This window comes from Acinetobacter sp. NIPH 817, assembly GCF_000368405.1.
Classification (GTDB): Bacteria; Pseudomonadota; Gammaproteobacteria; order Pseudomonadales; family Moraxellaceae; genus Acinetobacter.
The window spans coordinates 1,745,604-1,765,606 of record NZ_KB849420.1 but is presented as its reverse complement, the minus strand read 5'-3'; the positions used below and the strand labels follow the sequence as shown (position 1 = coordinate 1,765,606).

Below are 20,003 nucleotides of genomic sequence, written 5' to 3'. Positions count from 1 at the left end.
GGCGATGGACAGCCTTACAACAGATAATGTTGAACAATTAACACTTGCAGAGCTTAGAGAGCTGCAAACTAAACGGTTAAAACAAACCCTGACTTTTGTATATGAAAATAGTCCGGTCTATAAGAAAAAGTTCGATGAAGCGGGTGTACATCCTGATGACTTCGTCACTTTAGACGATCTGGCGAAGTTTCCATTTACCACCAAACAGGATTTAAGAGACAACTATCCGTTTGGGATGTTTGCTGTACCGCAAGAACAGATTGTGCGTTTGCATGCATCATCAGGCACAACGGGTAAACCGACCGTAGTGGGCTACACCCAAAAAGATATTAATACTTGGTCGGACATAGTTGCGCGTTGCTTACGCATGGCAGGTTTAACCGCGAAAGATATGGTTCAGGTTGCCTACGGTTATGGACTATTTACAGGTGGTCTAGGTGCGCATTATGGCGCTGAGCGCTTAGGTGCAACGGTTATTCCAATGTCTGGCGGCCAAACTGAAAAGCAAGTTCAGCTTATTCAAGACTTTAAACCGACTGCAATTATGGTTACACCATCATATTGCGTGAGTATTATTGAAAAGCTAGAACAGCAATTTGGTACTGCACGTAATACGTCTTTAAAAGTCGGTATTTTTGGTGCCGAGCCGTGGACCAATGAACTGCGCCGTGAAATTGAAGAACGTCTTAATATTAAAGCTCTCGATATTTATGGTTTGTCTGAGGTAATGGGACCGGGTGTTGCGATGCAGTGCTTAGGTGAGGGTGAGGGATTAACCATTTGGGAAGATCATTTCTATCCAGAAATTATTAACCCTGAAACGGGTGAAGTCTGTAAAGATGGCGAACTTGGCGAGCTAGTCTTTACCACCATTACCAAAGAAGGTTTACCTATTATTCGCTACCGTACTCGTGATTTGACTCGCTTACTGGCGGGAGAAAATCTGGCAATGCGTAAAATGGATAAAATTGTGGGGCGTAGCGACGACATGCTGATTATTCGCGGCGTGAACGTTTTCCCGACTCAGATTGAAGAGCAAATTTTGCAAGTTCCGCATTTAGTTCCAAATTATGAAATTTTGGTGACTAAAAAAGGACATATGGATACTTTGCATATTCGTACAGAGATGTGTCATAACTGTAATATACAGGCCAATCAACTTGCTCAGGAGTTGATGAAACGCATTAAAACCATGATTGGGATTAGCGTTACTGTAGAGGTTGTTACAGAAGCGACCTTACCTCGTTCGGAAGGTAAGGCAAAGCGGGTAATCGATATGCGTCAGATTGCTTAACATCAAGATCATTCAGGGTATAGAATCTATACCCTGAAACTAAACGCCAAGACATGAGTATGAGTGCAAAAATACAGCAAATAATTGATTCTGTTGTAAAGAATGAAACCTTAAGTGGAACTTCGCTTATTTCGACAATTTTTGGAGATTCAGTACTTCATCGGGGTGGAAACATTAGTCTTGCAAGCCTGATTCAGTTATTAGAGCTATTTGGTTTTAATGACCGTGCGGTAAGAACCTCTGTTTTTCGTTTAGTTAAAAATGATTGGTTATGTTCAGACAAAATCGGCAGAACCAGTTTTTATCGAATTACCGATTCAAGCCGTTCGACCTATTTGCAGGCCGAGCAACGTATTTATAACGACCAGATGAAAGAGTGGGACCATTATTGGGATCTTATTCTGATGTCTAGCCTCGACACTGAAAATAAAGCGTTGTTAAAGAAAGAACTCGAATGGTTAGGATTTGCCAATATTTCGACAAACTTAATGGCTTATCCGGGTTGTAACCGTATTGAACTGCAACGCTTGTTGGTTGACTTAAATATGAGTGAGCAAGTGGTAGTGTTTAAAGCCGAAACCTTGCAGCTCTTTAATAATTCGGTCGATACCATTGGTCGTATGCTTAGAACCAATTGGCCAATCGATGAATTACGCCAAAGATATTTACAGTTTCTCGATATTTTTAGAGAAATTGGTGTGTTGCTGATGCAAGAAAATGAACAACTCGAACCTGTTCAGGCCTTTCAAATTCGAACTTTGCTGATTCATTATTATCGAAGAATTTTGTTGAAAGACCCTGCATTACCGCTTGAGTTGTTGCCAACTGACTGGCCTGCGATTAGTGCGCGAACTTTATCAATGAATATTTATAAAAAAGTATTTGAACCTGCCGATGAATACTTCTTGTCTGTTGCCGCAACAGCAGAAGGACCAATGCCAAATGCTACAGCACATTATTGGCGCCGTTTCGGAGGTTTGGTGGCGACAAATGAGAGGTTAAATCATGCCTTGTTATAGTATTGACGGTGTTATTCCGGTGGTTAGCCCAGAGGCTTTTGTACATCCAACTGCTGTGTTAATTGGTGATGTGATTATTGAAGCGGGCGTATATGTGGGGCCATTTGCTTCACTGCGTGCCGATTTTGGTCGTATCCATATTAAGCAAAATGCCAATGTACAAGACAACTGCACCATCCATGGCTTTCCGCAAAGCGTGACTTTAGTTGAGGAAATGGGACACATTGGGCATGGCACAACTTTACATGGTTGCCGTATTGGAAAAAATGTTTTGGTCGGCATGAACAGCGTAATTTTGGACTATGCCGAAATTGGTGAAAACACCATTATTGGTGCAAATAGTTTAGTTAAAACCAAAGATATTATTCCGGCAAATGTATTGGTAATGGGCAGTCCTGCCAAGGTTACACGTGATTTGTCAGAACAAGAAAAAAAGTGGAAAACTAGAGGCACGCAAGAATACATTGAGCTTGCACAGCGCTGCTTAAACTCAATGCAAGAAGTTCAGCCATTAACCTCAGAGTCGGATGACCGCCTGACCTATAAGGACTTTAGTTCTTCAAACTATCAGATTAAACAAGATAGCGTTTAACGACTTTTAATTAGTCGATTTCAATACACATAGGTTTAATACTTAAGGAATACTCGCACGAGTAGGGAGACGTCTGTGCAAAAAATGGAAAATACTGCGGTTGATCAATTCGCAGAGCTATTAGGTGTTGAAGTGCTGCATCGCAGTTTTGATGAGGCGCGTTGCAAGCTTAATGTAAAAGACGAACACACGAATGCCTTGGGCGGGGTGCATGGTGGTGTCATATTTTCTTTAGCCGATATTGCTTTTGCGATGGCTTGTAATGCAGGGGATGCGCCATATACTGGCCTACAGGCAGATATTCGCTATATGAGCGGTGTTAAAGATAGAATGTTATTTGCAACGGCAACCAAGGTCGGAAGTAGTAAAAAATTTGCGCATTATGAAGTAGTGATAACAGATGGCTTGAATAATAGAGTCGCTTTATTTACATCTACGTGTTACAGACTTGCGCCGTAATATTATGAGGTTATGAGTCTCATGTCATATAAATAAAATAGCTGAATCAACACATAGTAACGCAGCAAGAACTTGCTGTTTATTTCAATATTGCGGTTTGTTTAATTTCAAAATAAGACATATATCATTTAATATTGTAACTTTAGTTTTTTAAATACGTCTTTAATTAGATTTAATAAAATAGATAAGGGGGCAATAGTGCCAGAAATTGATAATAAACAACAACCTAATCCTGAATATTCATTAAAGGTTGATTGTGCATCAGCTTTGAACTTTGTTTTACAGCAAAATTCAGTGCCCCTTATTCGACAAGTTCTAATCTCTTCAACTGAAACAATTTCTGGTTCTCGAATCGTTATTCGTTCTAATCCTGAGTATTTCAAAGAACACATCATCAATATCGCGAGTTTGGAAGCCAATCAAGTCTTGGCTCTTGATAAACCAAAATTAGCTTTTGATATTAAATTATTGCAAGAGATACCTGAGAATATTAAAGGAAGTATCGAAGTAGTTTGGTTAAATGAAAATGAAAAACTACTAGCAGAACAACAGATAGAAATCGATGTATTGACCATTGATACTTGGGGCGGAGAACGTCAGCCAATTGAGTTGTTGGCAAGTTTTTCACAACCTAATGCTTCAGCACTTAGTCCAATTCTTGTTAAAGCGAGTGAAATTCTAAAATCAAAACAATTAGGTTCATTAAATGGGTATTTGGATCGAGATAGAGATTCTGTTTTATCTCAGTTGAACGCAATTTGGGAGTCCTTACTGGAACAAGACATTCATTATATTGTTAGTCCAGCAAGCTTTGTTAAAAGCGGGCAACGTGTACGTTTAGTGAAACAAATTTTTGAAGAAAAGCTAGCATGTTGTTTAGATACAACATTGCTATTAAGCGCATTAGCTGAACAAATTGGTTTAGATACTTTACTTATTATTGAAGAGGGACATGCGTACCTCGGTGTCTGGTTGAGTGAAACTCCAAATATTGACCTGATTATTGATGATGTTCAAGCACTTAGAAAAAGAAATGTGTTAGGGGAAATAGTTTTTATTGAGACAACATTATTAACCCAACAAGCAAAACTTAACAAAGCTCTTGATGCTGCATTAGTTCATATTAATGATGTTGCTGAGAAATTTTATTTTGCAATAGATGTGAGACAATCTCGCTTACGAGGAATTAAGCCAATCTCTACATTACAAGACAAGAAAAGTTATGTGGATGACACAGAGGTTGAATGGATACCTACTTCTACCCCTGCGTATGGTGTAGAAGCACAGACAACCGAAAATAAAGTGACAAGAGTAGATCGCTGGTTACGGCGTTTGTTAGATTTAAGTCTAAGAAACAAGCTATTAAATTTTAAAGATAATCGTTACAGCATCCCATTACAGTGTTCTGAGAAAACGCTTGGTAAGCTTGAAGATACGCTTGCAAATCAAGAGGGATTTTTCTTTGGAAGTATTGATACTATTTCTCTTAAAGGAGTACAACGAGAAAATGAAAGTCAGCATATTTATCAGTATGTAGATGAGAGCCTTGCAAGAAGATTACTATTTAGTTCTTTAGATAGTGGCACATTAACCAAGCGTTTAGTTGAGATTTATCGTGCTTCGCGTACTGCATTAGAAGAAGGAGGGGCCAATACCTTATTTCTTGCGGTTGGTTTTCTTGAATGGAGAGAGTCCGAACGCTCAAAACGTACATTTAAGGCACCGTTACTACTCATTCCTGTACAGATTACACGTGAGACAGCTAAAACAGGCTATCGTCTATTTATGTATGATGATGAGCCACGTTTTAACTCTACTTTACTACAATTATTAAGACAGGATTTTGAACTTGATATTGCGGGCTTAAATCCTTTACCAACAGATGATTCCGGCATAGATGTTAATAAGGTTTTACATATTGTACGAAAGGCGATTGTAAATATAGCAGGATGGGAAGTAAAAGCTGAGGCTGCAATTGGTCAGTTCTCATTCTCAAAATATTTAATGTGGCTTGATTTGTCTTCACGGATGGATCAACTAAAAAATCAATCTGTGGTAAATCATCTGATTGAATCCCCACGGGAACCTTTTATTAAACAAGATGAATTCCCGCAACCTGCTCAATTAGACCAACAATATAAGCCACAACAATTATTTACGCCATTATCATCTGACTCTTCGCAGTTAGCGGCAGTCATGTCCGCGGCATTGGGGCGTACTTTTGTGTTATCAGGTCCCCCTGGAACAGGTAAGTCACAGACCATTACCAATATGATTTCTCAATGTTTGGCAGATGGTAAATCGGTATTATTCGTCTCTGAAAAAATGGCTGCTTTAGAAGTCGTTTATCGCCGTTTGACACAAATTGGCTTAAGTGAACTGTGCTTGCAGCTACACTCATCAAAATCTCAAAAAATGGAAGTACTCGATCAACTGAGAGAAAGAGCGCAGAAAAATAATGATCCTTACTTTTTAAGTGCTCAACCTAAAACAACAGAATGGCAGAAACTCTCAGACAGACTCATTCAAACCCGTGATGAGCTGAATCAACATGTAAAAAACCTGCATACACCACATCCTATTGGTTGGAGTTTGTATGCAGCAATGAGTGATGAACTTCGTTATCGGGATACACCGCATTTACGTTTTCTTGATATCAGTATTGCAACATTGACAGCAGAAAAACGTGAGCTACTGAATGAGACCGTGACACAAGCCATAGGTTTACGTCAGCTCGTCAACGGAAATGCGAAAGATATATTGAATGGTTTTGCAGAAGGTTTGGCTGAGCCGATTTGGAGCTTAGCATGGCAAGAACAATATCAGATATTACAAGATCAACTTGTAGACCAGATACAACGTTTGCAAAATTCAGTTTCTACTTGGCAAGAAGTTTTCGGGTTTGGTGAAAAGCAAAATCTGAATCAGGTTAAACATGATGTTTCTATTTTTACGGCATTATCTGCTCTTGTTCAGCAAACCGATTTAAAATTACTAAGTATTATTAAAGATTTAGATTTAAACACTATTACGCAAGCGAAGCAGTTAGTCCAAGATTTAAGACAGCAGCGTTCTTCGTTGGTTGGACAATATCAATCTCAAATTTATCAAGCAGATTTAAGTCAAATTGCCTTTAAATGGCGTGAAGCAGAATCAAAAATTTTCCCATTCTCATGGTTCGCTAAGTTCCAGCTGAGAAACTTAGTCAAAACTTATCAAAGCTCTACTCAACGTCCTACAGCTTTGGCGGTTGCACATGACTTACCAATTTTGCAACATATCCAAAGTCAACAAAAACAGTTCACTGAATGTGAAAATCAGTTGGCAAGTAAACTTGGTCCTTACTGGCAGGGTGAAGATAGCGCATGGCAAAGTTTTGAAGCTATTCACAATCAGTGGCAAGAAATTAAGCAAATAGTTGCATCAACAATTACAGACCAAGCAACTTTATTAAAAGCCGTAGAATTTAGTAAAAATAATAGTTTGGATGAAATAAAACAAAACATAGCTCAAGTGGAAAATGCATTCAGTCAATTGCTAAATGATCACGCACTGAAAAATGATGTTCAATTTACTCCATACCTAGATATTAATTTTAATGAAATTATTGAAAGACAGCAGCAATTGCAACAACACAGTTCATCTTGGAGACATTGGTTAAATTGGCAGGCTATAAAGAGCCAGTTAATTAAACAGGGGTTAAAACCTTTGGCCTTTGAACTTTTAGATACTCCATTGGAACTGGATGCTGCTTTAAAGCGCTTGAATATTAATTTAGCGAGACACTGGATTACTCATCAATTTAGTCAACACCCTGAATTAAATCAGTTCAACAGTCAACGGCATGAACAGAAAATCCAGACCTTTGCACAACAAGACAAAGATCACCAGCTTGCTGCGAGTCATGAGATTATTCATCGTTGGAATGCTATTTTTAGTGAACAAGATAAACATAAGGCTCAGTGGACTGTTCTCAATAAAGAGTTAGGTAAAAAGCGCCGTCATATTCCTGTACGTGAATTAATGCGTCAGATTCCTGACGTGTTAGTTGGGTTAAAACCATGTTTATTAATGAGTCCGTTATCAGTTGCTCAATATCTGGATACTGAAGCAAAATTTGATGTGGTAATTTTCGATGAAGCATCACAGATTCCTGTATGGGATGCGATTGGTGCTTTGGCGAGAGGTAAGCAGTCCATTGTGGTGGGCGATAATAAACAAATGCCCCCAACAAGTTTCTTTGGTAAAGGAGATTCTGAAGAAGAGGTCGATGAGGAAGTAACTGAAGACTTAGAAAGTATTTTGGATGAATGTCTTGCTGCTCAGTTACCAGAATTAGCTTTGAACTGGCATTACCGCAGTCGTTATGAAAGCCTCATTCAGTTTAGTAATCAGAAATATTACAAAGGTGGTTTATTTACTTTCCCTGCACCTGTTGCTAAAGATACTGCTGTAAAACTGCATATGGTTGAGGGTGTCTATGATAAAGGCGATACGCGTACCAATAGTAATGAAGCGAAAGCAATTGTTGAATTTATTATTCAGCATTTACAGTCACAATTAGGACAGGAGAACCCTCTGACTCTTGGTGTTGTAACTTTCAATATGACCCAACAAAAGCTGATTGAAGATTTACTGGATAATGAACTGGCAAATCATCCTGAGTTAGAGACATTGAGTAAATCAGGCATTGAACCTTTATTCGTTAAGAATTTAGAAAATGTACAAGGGGATGAGCGCGATATTATCGTTTTCTCAATTACCTATGCTAAAGATCAGGATGGTCGCTTATCAATGAATTTTGGTGCGTTAAACCGTCAAGGTGGACAGCGCCGTTTAAATGTAGCAATTACTCGTGCCCGTCAAGGATTACATGTTTTCTCTGCCTTGAGTCCAGAAGAAATTAACTTGGCACGTACCAATAGCGAAGGGGTAAGGGATCTAAAAGACTTCCTCATTTTTGCTCGAAGTGGTCAGTTGCATTTAAATTATTCTGATCAAAGTAAACAGCAGAGCAAAAAAGAATTCGTACAGTACCTACAAACTAAGCTGCAAGAACAAGGCTGGAGTGTGGACCTTGGAATAGGTCAGGGCGATAGTTGTGTAGAACTAGCTATTAAGGATGATTTGAATTCGGGTAGTTATATTGCTGGTATTATCGTGGATGGTGAAAACTATGCTAAAGCAGCTACCGCACGAGACCGTGATCAGCTGAGACCAACTGTTTTAAATGGACTAGGTTGGGAAGTTTTATCGGTTTGGACAGTAGATTGGTGGTTAGATCCAGAGCAAAACTTAACTAAATTGGTAAATGTATTAGAAGAGATAAAATCTAAAGAAGATGTGGCTTAAATTGTATAAAAACAGATAAGGGTGACCTTATCTGTTTTTTTGCCAGATCTCGTTTTATCTAATACCCATTGTCTTAATAGGTATATTCATTACCGAATCATGTCTTCTATCCAAGTTTTAAAATTAGGATAAGAACTTTGAGCATCATTTAGAATTTCAGTAACTGATCTAGAATTAGATTTAGAATTCTGCTTTGCAAAAGTCAGAAAATCATTATTAATTTGAGTGTTAGCTTCAGGATATTCGATGGATTCAAATGGACCATGATTTTGTGACAACAACCAAAGATAATCATTAAAATCTTTCGCTACAACTCCCATTTCTCCTTCTGATCCTAAGAATACAATTGGTTGATCTAATATATTTTTATCTTTATTTACTATCCAAAAAGCAGCACACCCACCTGTACCATCTTGGCCAAAAAATAATAATGTACTAGCATCAGCTTGAGGATTTCCAGTCCAAGCTGTTAACCATTCAGTTGTTTCTTCGGGCGATAAAAAATCTTGGTATGGTTCAAAATCAATGCCATCTCCATCAGCATAATCAAAATCTAGTTGGTGTAACTTCTTAAGTAAATCTGGAAATTGAGTCATATTTTCCCTATTCATTATTTTAAAGAGTTTCTAAAATTATATGCCTTATATGAAATTTATCAGTTCAATAAGTAAAAATCTGAGTGTTTCTAATTGGCTGATAAACCAGATTGTATCTAAATTGCCGCATTAAATCTTTTGAAATTGGTTGAGATTGTTGTATTTGTATCTACCTGTTACAGACTTACACCATGATAGGCATTAGATCCAGAGCAGGACTTATCAGGTACTAAACTTATAACCAAAATGATTAAGGCATAGTTTAATACCGTTAAGTGAGTAGTCCGTACAGCCTTTATGCATGCACTTATTTTCTGAAAAGCCTTCATGAGCTAAAACAACTAAGAATTGCTTAATACTGTTTATTCGATTTTGGCTTAACGTTTGGTTCACATTTGAAAGTTTAATTCCAAAAATAGGTGCTGTTGGTGTATCTGGATAACACTCAAAATACCATGCTTGCGCACACTCAGAGCAGACATAATAAAACTCACCATAGTCAAATTTTGGAAGAGTTTTTTCGCATGGAGCTTCTTCAATGATGTAGTGAGGAAACCTATTTTTCATTTCATAGCTATTGCTGAAAATATTTGAAAAGCTGTCAGGACATACAAAAAATTCACCGATAGTTTGACATTCACACATAAATTTTGTTCTTTAATATTTTTCTAAAAGACTGAATGGAGCTTATATGAAATTTATCAGTTCAATAAGTAAAAACCTGAGTGTTTCTAATTGGCTGATAGACCAGATTGTATCTAAATTGCCGCATTAAATCTTTTGAAATTGGTTGAGGTTGTTGTATTTGCATCATCAAAAGCTGTAAAAACTGTCCGTGACTAAACACAGCCAAATTCTTTTGGACATAATTTTCAGCCAATATCTTTAACTTCTCATAGAAAGCTTGAACCCGCATATATAGATCCTCAAAAGATTCGGCATCATCGGCATCTTTGTGCTGATAATCCATTTTCTCCCAGTAAGCATTTACCCAAGCTTTACGTTCATCCATATTGGTATTGGCACATTTACGCTCAGACAAATAGCTAAATTCATGCAAAAGCTCATCTACTTCAAAAGTGAGATTATATTTTTCTAGTAGTGGGGCGGCGGTTTGATGTGTACGCAAATATTGAGACACAATCACATGGTCAATCTCTGGAAGTTTTAAACATAGTTCTTGAGCTTGTTTATGCCCATTTTCACTTAAAGTAATTGAAGCATGCGACAAGGTTTTTCCATTAATGTTGGCTTCACTTTCAGCATGTCTGATCAGAAAAATACTCATATTAGTTCCGTTGAACTCTTGGGAGCGGTGGAGCTAATCCCAACTCCAAAGAGTTTTTGCTATTTACTATAAGTTTCCCAATTTCTCTTAATATGCCAAGAATTTTGTTTAAAATTCCAATTAATAATATTTGAAGGCTCAAATTTTTCATCTAATATTTTTATAACCCTAACATTCATCCTAAGAGTAAAGGATATAAACGCGATCTAACTTTAGAGCAGTAGTAAATGAATAACCTAATTTCTAATGTACAAATTATGGAAGATCCTGAATACGGCGTAATACTAGTTTGTCGAAATTTGGAGCTTGCAGATCAATTTGAAGATTTTCTAACAGAAAAGCATTCTGTACTTTTCCATATAAAGCTTGAAACAAATCAAGTTTCATTCTTTTTTGGTAAAACAAACACTACTTCAGAGGTTAAAGAGTTATTCAATCAATTTATGTTATCTAGTTAAAATATTAAAGGAGATTGCGTATCAGATATCAAGCGGGAAATATGGGGGTAATTATTAATTAGGACTCACTTGAAAATATTATGACACTGAGCGTACAAGGGGTTTAATACATGAAAAAGCAAAGGCTTAAAGAGGGTGCTTTATTACAAATTGACTTAAAAAATGGTCAATATGCATTTGGTCGGGTCATAAATAAAGAGGAAACACTTTTTTATGACTTTTTTACAGATAATATTTCTAGTCTTGGTCTCGATAAGATTTATTCAGCAAAAGAATTATTTCGATTGCCCGTAATGAAATATGCTATTAATTCTGGTCAATGGGTAGTGATTGACAATAAGCCTATTGAGGCAGATTTGGCGATACCAAATAAATATTTCATGCAGGATGTGATTACCAAGGAGTTTTCAATTTATCACCAAGGTAATATTCTGCCTGCAACATATGAGGAAGTTAAAGATTTAGAATGTGCAGCGGTCTGGGATCCAGAGCATGTGGAAGATAGGTTGAGAGATTATTTTTCAGGTGTACCTAATGTATGGGTTGAAGATTTAAAACCAAAGCCATATTAAAGAGGCAATGAATCTCAAATTTCTTATTAATATTATAAAAATAGCATGGCATTAATAGATAAAAAAACAAGTTTTATAACCCCACTTAACAATAACTCCTTCATTATTTAGCCTTACTTTTTTAATGATTTAATTTAAAACAAAGGGCATTTGCGTGCTTGACTGCAATAGGGTTGGGCACTATTCTTTGCCTGCTGGCCTACATTGCCAGACGGTCGTCGCGGACCGTGATGAAAGATCGCATCAGAGTTATTCCTTCTGAGGGATAGTCTTATGCGTGAACTCCTCGTCTCCTCCCGTTGCGGTAGGACGGGAGAGGGACACCTTCGGGTGTGCTGGTTATATCTTTCACCAGTCCGCGAACCCTTTCTCGTTCTGCCACCATAATTTTAATGTCTGGCAGAACTCCCAATAAAAAGGAGTTGGCTTTGCACATCCATTATTTCTTGGCTTTCAATGCCAAAAGCTATAACGACACAGCTTAAAAAATTAAAGCAGCTTGATCACTCTAAGGTTTTCAGGCTTTAAGTCTTTTTTATTTAAAACTTAGCAATAACAAAATTGAGATGTGCCACGCACAGTCTTTACGGCTTTGCTGTGCCTTTTTTTCTCCCAAAAAAGTATCTCATTTAGAAACAACAAGAATTTATAACGGTAAAAATATGCGAAATTTAGTTCTCCCAACGCGTGCAATAAAAGTTGTAAATAAGTCGATTCATTTATTTCACCATTTTGGCTTTCATACAGTTGGGGTCGACAGAATTGTGAAAGAGTCACAAATTCCCAAAGCGACTTTTTATAACTACTTTCACTCAAAAGAGCGGTTTATTGAAATCTGTTTAATCGTGCAAAAAGAACGTTTAAAAGAAAAAGTGGTTTCAATTGCTGAGTACGACCAAGGCGCAAACGCTAGGAATAAACTCAAGAAACTTTATTTCTTACACACCGATATAGAGGGGCTGTACTTTCTATTATTTAAAGCCATTTTTGAAACGAAACTGATCTATCCAAACACCTATCAAATCGCGGTGAGATATCGAACATGGCTAATGAATGAAATCTATAGCCAGCTTATAAAACTCAAAACCGATGCGACTTTTCAAGATGCAAAACTATTTTTATATATGATTGAGGGCGCAATTATTCAGTATCTAAGCCCAGATGGAGCAGACAACAGAGAAAGCCACTGGAATATGATTTCTAATGTTTTTCTTTAGACGTTTCGGCTTATTTGGGGGAAGGCATAAGCCTTAATTCTAAAATAGCGATTGGATGAGCTTTGAGAGTTGACTTCAAATTGTGGCTTAAGTGGTCTAAGGTCAAGTTTTTTTAAAGATACTTAAGCAATATGGTTTGCGTAACTTCAATCAAATACTGAAATATTTCGAATCAGCGTATGAGTTGCCTACGTCAGTCATCGTCTCGTGCAAAAGTATGCTGAATATAAATAGAGGAGTCATTCATGGGTACGCGTTCAACCATTATGGATACCAATAGCTTTCGTCCAGAACATGCTGCTGAGCTGGACCATGCTACCCGCAAACTGACCGATAAAAGAAATAAAATTTTAGGTGAATCCTATCGCTTGTTTTATCGTAATCCCGTGCATCTGGTGAAAGGACAGGGGCAATATTTATGGGATGCAGCAGGTCATCAATATCTGGATGTTTACAACAATGTTGCCAGCATTGGTCATTGTCATCCTGCGGTGATTGAAGCAGTAAATGAGCAAATGAAAATGCTTAATACGCATACCCGTTATTTACATGAAAATATTTTGGATTATACCGAAGAACTTTTACAAACCACTCCCGATGAAATTGACCGCGCTATGTATATGTGTACGGGTTCGGAAGCGAATGATTTAGCGATTCGTATTGCACGTGAATATAGCGGCGGTACAGGAATCATTGTGTCTCAAGAGTCGTATCATGGAACCAGTAGCTTAACCTCAGGATGCTCTCCAGCGCTTGGAACTGAGCAGCCTTTAGATGCTACAACTCGTCTAGTTCCGGCACCCGATTATTATCGAATTCAAACTGATGATTTAGGCACTTGGTTCGCACAGCAAATCCAGCAACAAATTGATGATATGAATGCAAAAGGGATCAAGTTTGCAGGTTTTTTAGCGGACTCAATATTTTCTTCTGACGGTGTGATGCCTAATCCTGTGGGGTTCTTACAAAAAGCGGTTGATGTTGTGCATGCCAATGGCGGTATCTTTATTGCTGACGAAGTACAACCGGGTTTCGCGCGCACTGGCGATTCTTTCTGGGGCTTTGGTCGTCACAATGTTGTGCCTGATATCATTACCACAGGTAAACCAATGGGTAATGGAGTACCAGTGTCAGGGCTTTTAGCCAAGAGTGAAGTCCTCGCTGCTTTTAGCGATAAAATTCCATATTTTAATACCTTTGGCGGTAATCCCGTTTCTATGGCAGCGGCACAGGCTGTACTTAAAGTCATTCAGGAAGAAGAATTGCAAACCCATAGCAAATATGTGGGAGGGCTACTTCTAAAAGAACTCACTAAACTTATGGACAAACATGAGATGGTGGGCGATGTCCGTGGCGCTGGTCTGTTTATAGGATTTGAACTGGTTAAAGATAGAGCCACAAAAGAACCAAATAAAGCATTGGCTTTGAACCTTATTGAAGAGCTCAGAAATACTCATCGAGTTTTAACTTCAGTTGCAGGTCCTTATGGCAATGTATTGAAACTGCGCCCACCTTTGGCTTTCCAAATAAAAGACATCGATTGGTTAGTTGGTGCTTTGGATCAAGCATTAACAAAATTAAAGTAAGACCTTCTATAAAAAATACCCTTCAAGTTGGATGTTAAATCTAATTTGAAGGGTATTTTGTTGTTCAATTATCTTATGTGTCTTTAGACGTTATCTCGAATTGCTTAAACAATAAAAAGGCCTTTATTCAAGGCCTGTATTTGCGATGTTTTAGTGTCTTAATTGACGTGGAGTCACACCAAACCAGCGCTTAAATGCACGAGATAAAGCACTTACTTCTGAGTAACCTAATAAGAATGCCATTTCTGAAATTGGAATATTTTTCTGTTTAATATAATGTTCGGCCAATTCACAACGAACCTGATCGACTAAATGGGTAAAGGTGAGTCCTTCATTTTTTAAACGGCGGGTAAGGGTGCAACTGGTTAAACCAATATCATGAGCGATTTTTTCAAGATTTGGTTCACCTTCACTCAGTTCAAGTTGGATGTGAGAGCGAACCTGATCTGCAAGACTTTGACTTTGAGAAGAGCGATTGAGTAAAAGCAGCGTATCTAAAATCACTGTTAATAAAATAGAATCACGCCCCGGCATAGTATGCTGGACGTCTTTTTTTGAAATGATGATGGAGTTAAAAGGTTGATCAAAATAAACAGGCGCGTTAAATAGTTTGCTGTGTTCTTGCCAAAATTCAGGCCGAGTATGTTCAAAGTGAATCGCGCGTGGTGAATAATGAGGACCCATGACTTCACGGATCACATTCATAAACATGCCCATGGTCAGTTCTGCATCTTGGCGGCGAGTTAAAATCGCACCGTGTTGAACCTGATAATCTATGCGCCAGCTATCTCCTAAATCTACCATTCGATTAAGCGTATCTTTCTGATGCAAATAAAAATTATTGGTCATGTTCATGAGTGCAGATTCTAATGTGTTTGAACAAAGACCAATGTACCCAATGAGCCCTAAGGATTTCGGTTGAAACTGTTGACCATAATGCAGGCCAAAATTATCACAACCAGAAACCAGCGCTGCTTGTTCTAGCACCTTGCAATAATTGGGCAGTTGTAAGCTCAATGTTGGGCTGATTAGAAGTTCAGGATTAATACCACTAATACCTAAAACGCGATCAACATCTGCACCTTTTTGACGAATAAACTCGCTTAATCCAGAGGCAGCTGCAGACAATACACCTTGATTACACATATTTGAATCGACAAGATGAGCTGGGTTGAGATGTAACATGTCAAGTCTCATGATATTTATTCCTAACTATTCTTATATTAAGCAAAAGCCATACCAGTTTTTGCTTGCGTCCTTGATTTTGTGTTATTAAAAGCTTTTATAAAATAATGACTTATGTGTTGCTGTTTTAAGTTTCAGGTTTGATTCTTTAAGAAGAGATCAAGAGTTGTATTTAACGTTGGGTAGCGAACTAAAAGAAGGCAGAAAATGCATTAGAGATAGGCAAAAAGGGCAGAACTAAAACAAGAAATTAAGCGGCTTCTCATGCATACAACATGTATTGTAGGCATGAGAAAATAAGTGAAATACTAATTTTTTGTAGTTTTTGCCGTTTGTGCGCCATAACTTAAACTGGCCATTGAAGGTCTAAATTGACCTGTATTGGCATCGCGGCCCTGTAGTAAAAACTTAGTATTGGCTTGACCATAGCCCTGCACAGCCTGCTGAGAAAACTTTCCAATATCAGAACTTGGGCTGCGCAATCGGTTGATAATCAGAACCTTCTGAGTCGCCGCAAAATCTTGCATCATATTTTGATCGCCTTCACTGTCACCTGCGATAAAAATTGGTCCGTAACCATATTTAGAGACTAAAAAACGCTGGATGGTTGCAGTTTTGCCTTTACCTTGAGTTTGCGCATAGCCATGACGAAACTCGGGTAAAATTCGATTTTGTGTATCTCGTTCTAACTCCATCGCGTAGGCATTTTTTTCATTAATGTTATAGCCAATCTCTGGATTAGAAATAATTTCCTTAATCACATCAATAAAAGATGCCGAACAGACATAGACATCAATGCCATTATCCTGAAAGGCCTTAAATAGATTTTGCATTTCACGGTATGGTCTTAAACCATTTTCCCAAGTGGTTTTCACAACGCCTGCTTGACCCGAAAGTGCAGCGGGAGAGGTCCATGTCACGGGTCCAATCGGTTGCTGCATTTGCCAAGCCACCGTTGCTTTCACCAAATTACGGACTTGTTGTTCGGTAAGCCCAGTAAATAAATAAGTGACCCACGGATATGCAACTTCATGGTCAAACGTGTCTCCAATCGCCGCATATAGATATCTCATTTTAGTAATGAAATCGAGATAATGCGGATCTTGTTTAATTTGATCCAGACTTTGCTTACCTTTTAGACCGCTATAGTGGTGATAAAGCCATGTATAGCTGGCAATAATATCTGGGGCAATTTTATCAATATTGACGGCTTGGCCTTGCTGGTTGTTGTAGTCTGCTTCAAAATTTTGCGAGCTAATTCCTTTGCGAATAATCTGATTAAGCTGCTCTGGCGTGACATTAAACGCTAAGTGTTCAAGCTGATAAATTAACGTTGCTTCTTCGATGTCTAAAAATACCGAAGTATTGTCAAAGTCAGTGACAATATATGGGCGTTTTTCAGAATTATAGTTAGGGCTATCTTTTCCATAAGTAGCAATTAATTGATTAAGTTGGTCAAAGTTAAAAGCGTCCCATTGACCTTTTTGTATATATTCCTTTTTGGGAATAGCGACTGCGGGAGATGTGTTTTGTAGAGGGCTGTAGTTACATGCGCTTAGAGCAAGCATACTTGCCAGACTACTGGTGAGTAATAGTGCTTTGGCAACTTTGCTCAGTTGATGGGTAGCTTGCATAAACCCTTCCTTTAAATTCTATAAAATTTAAAAACTAAAAATTGAAAATGAAGAAAAGCGATCTAAATCACTTTTCAAATTCCGATAGGCATTTGGCCATTTAGATATTTTTTACAAAGACGAACAGTTTCATTGGACCATTGGTCTCCAAGACTTTGAGCCATTTCTGTTTGTGCGTGAGAACCATTCCAAGCCATCATTTGAATGCGGCGTTGCATGATAAAAGTCGGGATCATTTCATATTCTTCAGACTGAATATGACCTACGCGCTCGTAGCCCTTTAACCAGTAATCAACCCAATGAGGTGCATTTGCATAATGTTCATTGAAGCTAATCGCAGCGGCGAGATCATGCATAAACCAGCTCATGCCGCAGTCATCAAAATCGATCACACCGATACGTTCTTGTTGTAGTAATAGATTGGTTAAACGCAAATCGGCATGAATCAGGCCATAGCGTTCTTGGGTTTTACCAAAAAAGTTTAAATCTTTCGAAATTTGTGCAATGGCTTCTTCAATCACGCCGTGATCTTGCGGTCTTAAATAAGGTGCGTTTTTCCAGTTTCCCCAGTGTCCATCTGCACCGACCATAGTTTCATGATTCCACACAATACGTTGAAAGTTTTCAGGCGCTTGCCATGTCTTACTATGTACGTGCAACTTTGCGGTAATTTGCCCTAATTGTTCAAATGCAGTGGGGTCGACTTCAACAGTCGGCATGTCGCCCTCAACCCAGTTAAAAAGAACTGCATACCGATAAATATCATTCGATAGTTTCAAGGTAATGACGCGTTCACCCGACTGATCTGCAATCGCCACAGGAACTTGGATTCCACTTGCATTTAAAGCATCTAACCATTCAAGCTCACTTTGTATATCGAGTTTGCTGTGATAGTTCGGACGGTGAATTCGAAGTGCATATCGGGCAGACCCAGTCGAAACTTGATAGGTTGCATTTTCAGACTGACACAGCAATTTGACCTGTCCTTGATAGTCTGATGGATATTGCTTAATTGCTTGTTCTGCCAGTATTTGTAATTGAACTTGGCTTAAAAATTCATTTTGTTCTACAGACATAACCCATCTCCTCAATTTAATTTTTAAACACGTTTCGTGTTGAGATGCCGTCGATCTTATAAAAGAAAAAATGAATCAACTTGACTTCAAGTGGTCGGGGAGATGTTTTGCTGTCAAGTTTTATGAATATCTTTTGCGCAACTATTGGTGGTGTAAATTTAGTCGATAAGGCATACGACAATGAAAGAATCTGAATTAAGCGTGGATGTTGGTGCTTTACAACAGGACGCAGAGTATTTTGCAAAACGTCAGTTAAAAAAGGGGGCAGTAGGTTGGTTACTTTTAGTGGGGCTAGGTGTTTCTTACGTCATTTCGGGTGACTTTGCGGGTTGGAATTTTGGGCTGGCACAAGGTGGCTGGGGAGGACTCTTTATTGCAACAGTCATCGTCGCGTTTATGTATCTCTGCATGAGCTTTGTAATGTCTGAGATGTCGACGATGTTGCCCACTGCTGGCGGTGGCTATAGTTTTGCCCGTGTTGCATTTGGTCCTTTTGGAGGATACCTCACAGGGACTGCGATTTTAATTGAATATGCAATTGCACCTGCTGCCATTGCTGTATTTATTGGGTCATATTGCCAATCACTCTTTGGAATTGGCGGTTGGGCCGTTTATTTAATTTGCTATTTAGTTTTTATGGGCATTCATCTGAAAGGTGCAGGTGAAGCGCTGAAAATCATGTTTGGAATTACCGCCGTTGCTTGTATTGCACTGGTCGTATTTATCGTCGCGATGCTTCCACATTTTGATAGCGCACGTTTGTTTGATATTCCAGTCAGCGCTAATGCAGGTGCGAGTAGCTTTTTACCGTTTGGCTATATGGGAATATGGGCCGCAGTACCTTATGCCATCTGGTTTTTTCTTGCAGTTGAAGGGGTGCCACTGGCTGCCGAAGAAGCAAAAGATCCAGTACGTTCGTTGCCACGAGGCTTGATTGGTTCAATGTTGATATTGGCGTCGTTTGCACTTTTAATTTTATTTTTAGGCGCAGGTGCTGCCGGCTCAAATGCTTTAAAAAATTCAGGAGCACCTTTAGTTGATGCACTCATTGCCGTATATGGTCAGCACACATGGTTGGCAAGTTTTGTTAACTTTGTAGGTCTTGCGGGTCTTGTCGCAAGTTTCTTCTCAATTATTTATGCATATTCGCGTCAAATTTTTGCATTGTCACGTGCGGGATATTTACCAAAAAACTTATCGCTTACCAATGAAAATAAAGCGCCATATTGGGCCATTATCATTCCGGGCATTATTGGCTTTTTGCTCTCTTTAACAGGTGAGGGTGACTTACTCATTTTAATGGCAGTATTCGGTGCAACAATCTCTTATGTGTTGATGATGCTCTCACATATCAAATTACGTTTGTCTCGCCCTGAATTACCACGTCCTTATAAAACGCCAGGAGGAATATGGACGTCTTGTATCGCTTTGATTCTTGCTGCTGTTGCTGTAGTGGCAGGGTTAATGGTAAATCCAAAAGTTTGGTTATTGGCCGCGCTGATTTATGTCGGATTTATACTCTATTACTTGTTATATAGCCGTCACCATTTGGTGAAAGGTACGCCTGAACAAGAGTTCGCCATGATTGATGACTGAGTTTGAGTGCAGTAAAAATAAAGAGGCTTCGGCCTCTTTTTAAGTGTTATAAAACGACTAAAATGTTTAAAACCAAAAT

16 protein-coding genes are annotated in these 20,003 nt (G+C 38.5%); 10 read left to right on the top strand and 6 right to left on the bottom strand.

Annotated elements, in window-relative coordinates:
• The first annotated feature begins 4 nt into the window (after nucleotides 1-4).
• The 5 genes from paaK to F968_RS11880 all read left to right on the top strand — a co-directional run bounded on the left by paaK (nucleotide 5) and on the right by F968_RS11880 (nucleotide 8,716).
• Nucleotides 5-1,294: a phenylacetate--CoA ligase PaaK gene (paaK, locus tag F968_RS11900; protein WP_004702409.1), complete on the top strand. Its 1,290-nt coding sequence runs from the start codon at nucleotides 5-7 to the stop codon at nucleotides 1,292-1,294.
• A 53-nt stretch (nucleotides 1,295-1,347) separates the two neighbouring features.
• A complete protein-coding gene (paaX, locus tag F968_RS11895) occupies nucleotides 1,348-2,313 on the top strand; it encodes a phenylacetic acid degradation operon negative regulatory protein PaaX (protein WP_000062822.1) in 966 nt (321 codons plus the stop codon).
• Nucleotides 2,300-2,905, top strand: a complete 606-nt coding sequence (locus F968_RS11890; protein ID WP_004793385.1) for a DapH/DapD/GlmU-related protein — start codon at nucleotides 2,300-2,302, stop codon at nucleotides 2,903-2,905. Before paaX ends, F968_RS11890 begins: the two co-directional genes overlap by 14 nt.
• Nucleotides 2,906-2,980: 75 nt before the next feature.
• Nucleotides 2,981-3,364 (top strand): PaaI family thioesterase, encoded by a 384-nt coding sequence (locus tag F968_RS11885; RefSeq protein ID WP_004793381.1) that lies wholly within the window; start codon nucleotides 2,981-2,983, stop codon nucleotides 3,362-3,364.
• A 198-nt stretch (nucleotides 3,365-3,562) separates the two neighbouring features.
• Nucleotides 3,563-8,716 carry a DUF4011 domain-containing protein gene (locus F968_RS11880; RefSeq protein WP_004793379.1) on the top strand — a complete coding sequence of 1,718 codons (5,154 nt, stop codon included), beginning with the start codon at nucleotides 3,563-3,565 and terminating at the stop codon, nucleotides 8,714-8,716.
• Nucleotides 8,717-8,805: 89 nt separating this feature from the next.
• Here the strand turns inward: F968_RS11880 and F968_RS11875 are convergent, their stop codons facing one another.
• The 3 genes from F968_RS11875 to F968_RS11865 all read right to left on the bottom strand — a co-directional run bounded on the left by F968_RS11875 (nucleotide 8,806) and on the right by F968_RS11865 (nucleotide 10,600).
• Complete coding sequence (locus F968_RS11875) at nucleotides 8,806-9,312, bottom strand: SMI1/KNR4 family protein (RefSeq protein WP_004793377.1); 507 nt, start codon at nucleotides 9,310-9,312, stop codon at nucleotides 8,806-8,808.
• A 222-nt stretch (nucleotides 9,313-9,534) separates the two neighbouring features.
• The gene (locus tag F968_RS11870) at nucleotides 9,535-9,957 is read right to left on the bottom strand and encodes a hypothetical protein (protein WP_004793375.1); all 423 of its coding nucleotides are present in this window, start codon (nucleotides 9,955-9,957) and stop codon (nucleotides 9,535-9,537) included.
• 61 nt (nucleotides 9,958-10,018) lie between these two features.
• Entirely contained in the window at nucleotides 10,019-10,600 is a 582-nt protein-coding gene (locus F968_RS11865; protein WP_004793373.1) for a histidine phosphatase family protein, read from the bottom strand.
• A gap of 227 nt (nucleotides 10,601-10,827) precedes the next feature.
• Here F968_RS11865 and F968_RS11860 point away from each other — a divergent pair, with 227 nt between their 5' ends.
• From F968_RS11860 to F968_RS11845, 4 genes are all read left to right on the top strand, one after another.
• Nucleotides 10,828-11,058 (top strand): hypothetical protein, encoded by a 231-nt coding sequence (locus tag F968_RS11860; RefSeq protein WP_004793371.1) that lies wholly within the window; start codon nucleotides 10,828-10,830, stop codon nucleotides 11,056-11,058.
• 110 nt (nucleotides 11,059-11,168) lie between these two features.
• Nucleotides 11,169-11,630: an Imm26 family immunity protein gene (locus F968_RS11855; RefSeq protein ID WP_004793368.1), complete on the top strand. Its 462-nt coding sequence runs from the start codon at nucleotides 11,169-11,171 to the stop codon at nucleotides 11,628-11,630.
• A 662-nt stretch (nucleotides 11,631-12,292) separates the two neighbouring features.
• On the top strand, nucleotides 12,293-12,847 hold the full coding sequence (locus F968_RS11850) for a TetR/AcrR family transcriptional regulator (RefSeq protein ID WP_004793366.1): 555 nt from the start codon (nucleotides 12,293-12,295) through the stop codon (nucleotides 12,845-12,847).
• A 245-nt stretch (nucleotides 12,848-13,092) separates the two neighbouring features.
• Nucleotides 13,093-14,433 (top strand): aspartate aminotransferase family protein, encoded by a 1,341-nt coding sequence (locus F968_RS11845; RefSeq protein ID WP_002157177.1) that lies wholly within the window; start codon nucleotides 13,093-13,095, stop codon nucleotides 14,431-14,433.
• A 150-nt stretch (nucleotides 14,434-14,583) separates the two neighbouring features.
• Here the strand turns inward: F968_RS11845 and F968_RS11840 are convergent, their stop codons facing one another.
• The 3 genes from F968_RS11840 to F968_RS11830 form a co-directional block, all read right to left on the bottom strand.
• Nucleotides 14,584-15,618, bottom strand: coding sequence for an AraC-like transcriptional regulator QhpR (locus tag F968_RS11840; RefSeq protein WP_002157169.1), 1,035 nt, complete (start codon nucleotides 15,616-15,618; stop codon nucleotides 14,584-14,586).
• 308 nt (nucleotides 15,619-15,926) lie between these two features.
• Nucleotides 15,927-17,252, bottom strand: coding sequence for an HAD family hydrolase (locus tag F968_RS11835; protein ID WP_004793361.1), 1,326 nt, complete (start codon nucleotides 17,250-17,252; stop codon nucleotides 15,927-15,929).
• A gap of 74 nt (nucleotides 17,253-17,326) precedes the next feature.
• Nucleotides 17,327-18,328: a phosphotransferase enzyme family protein gene (locus F968_RS11830; RefSeq protein ID WP_004793360.1), complete on the bottom strand. Its 1,002-nt coding sequence runs from the start codon at nucleotides 18,326-18,328 to the stop codon at nucleotides 17,327-17,329.
• A 180-nt stretch (nucleotides 18,329-18,508) separates the two neighbouring features.
• Between F968_RS11830 and eat the strand changes: the two genes are divergently transcribed.
• A complete protein-coding gene (gene eat, locus F968_RS11825; RefSeq protein ID WP_004793358.1) occupies nucleotides 18,509-19,924 on the top strand; it encodes an ethanolamine permease in 1,416 nt (471 codons plus the stop codon).
• The last annotated feature ends 79 nt before the right edge of the window (nucleotides 19,925-20,003 follow it).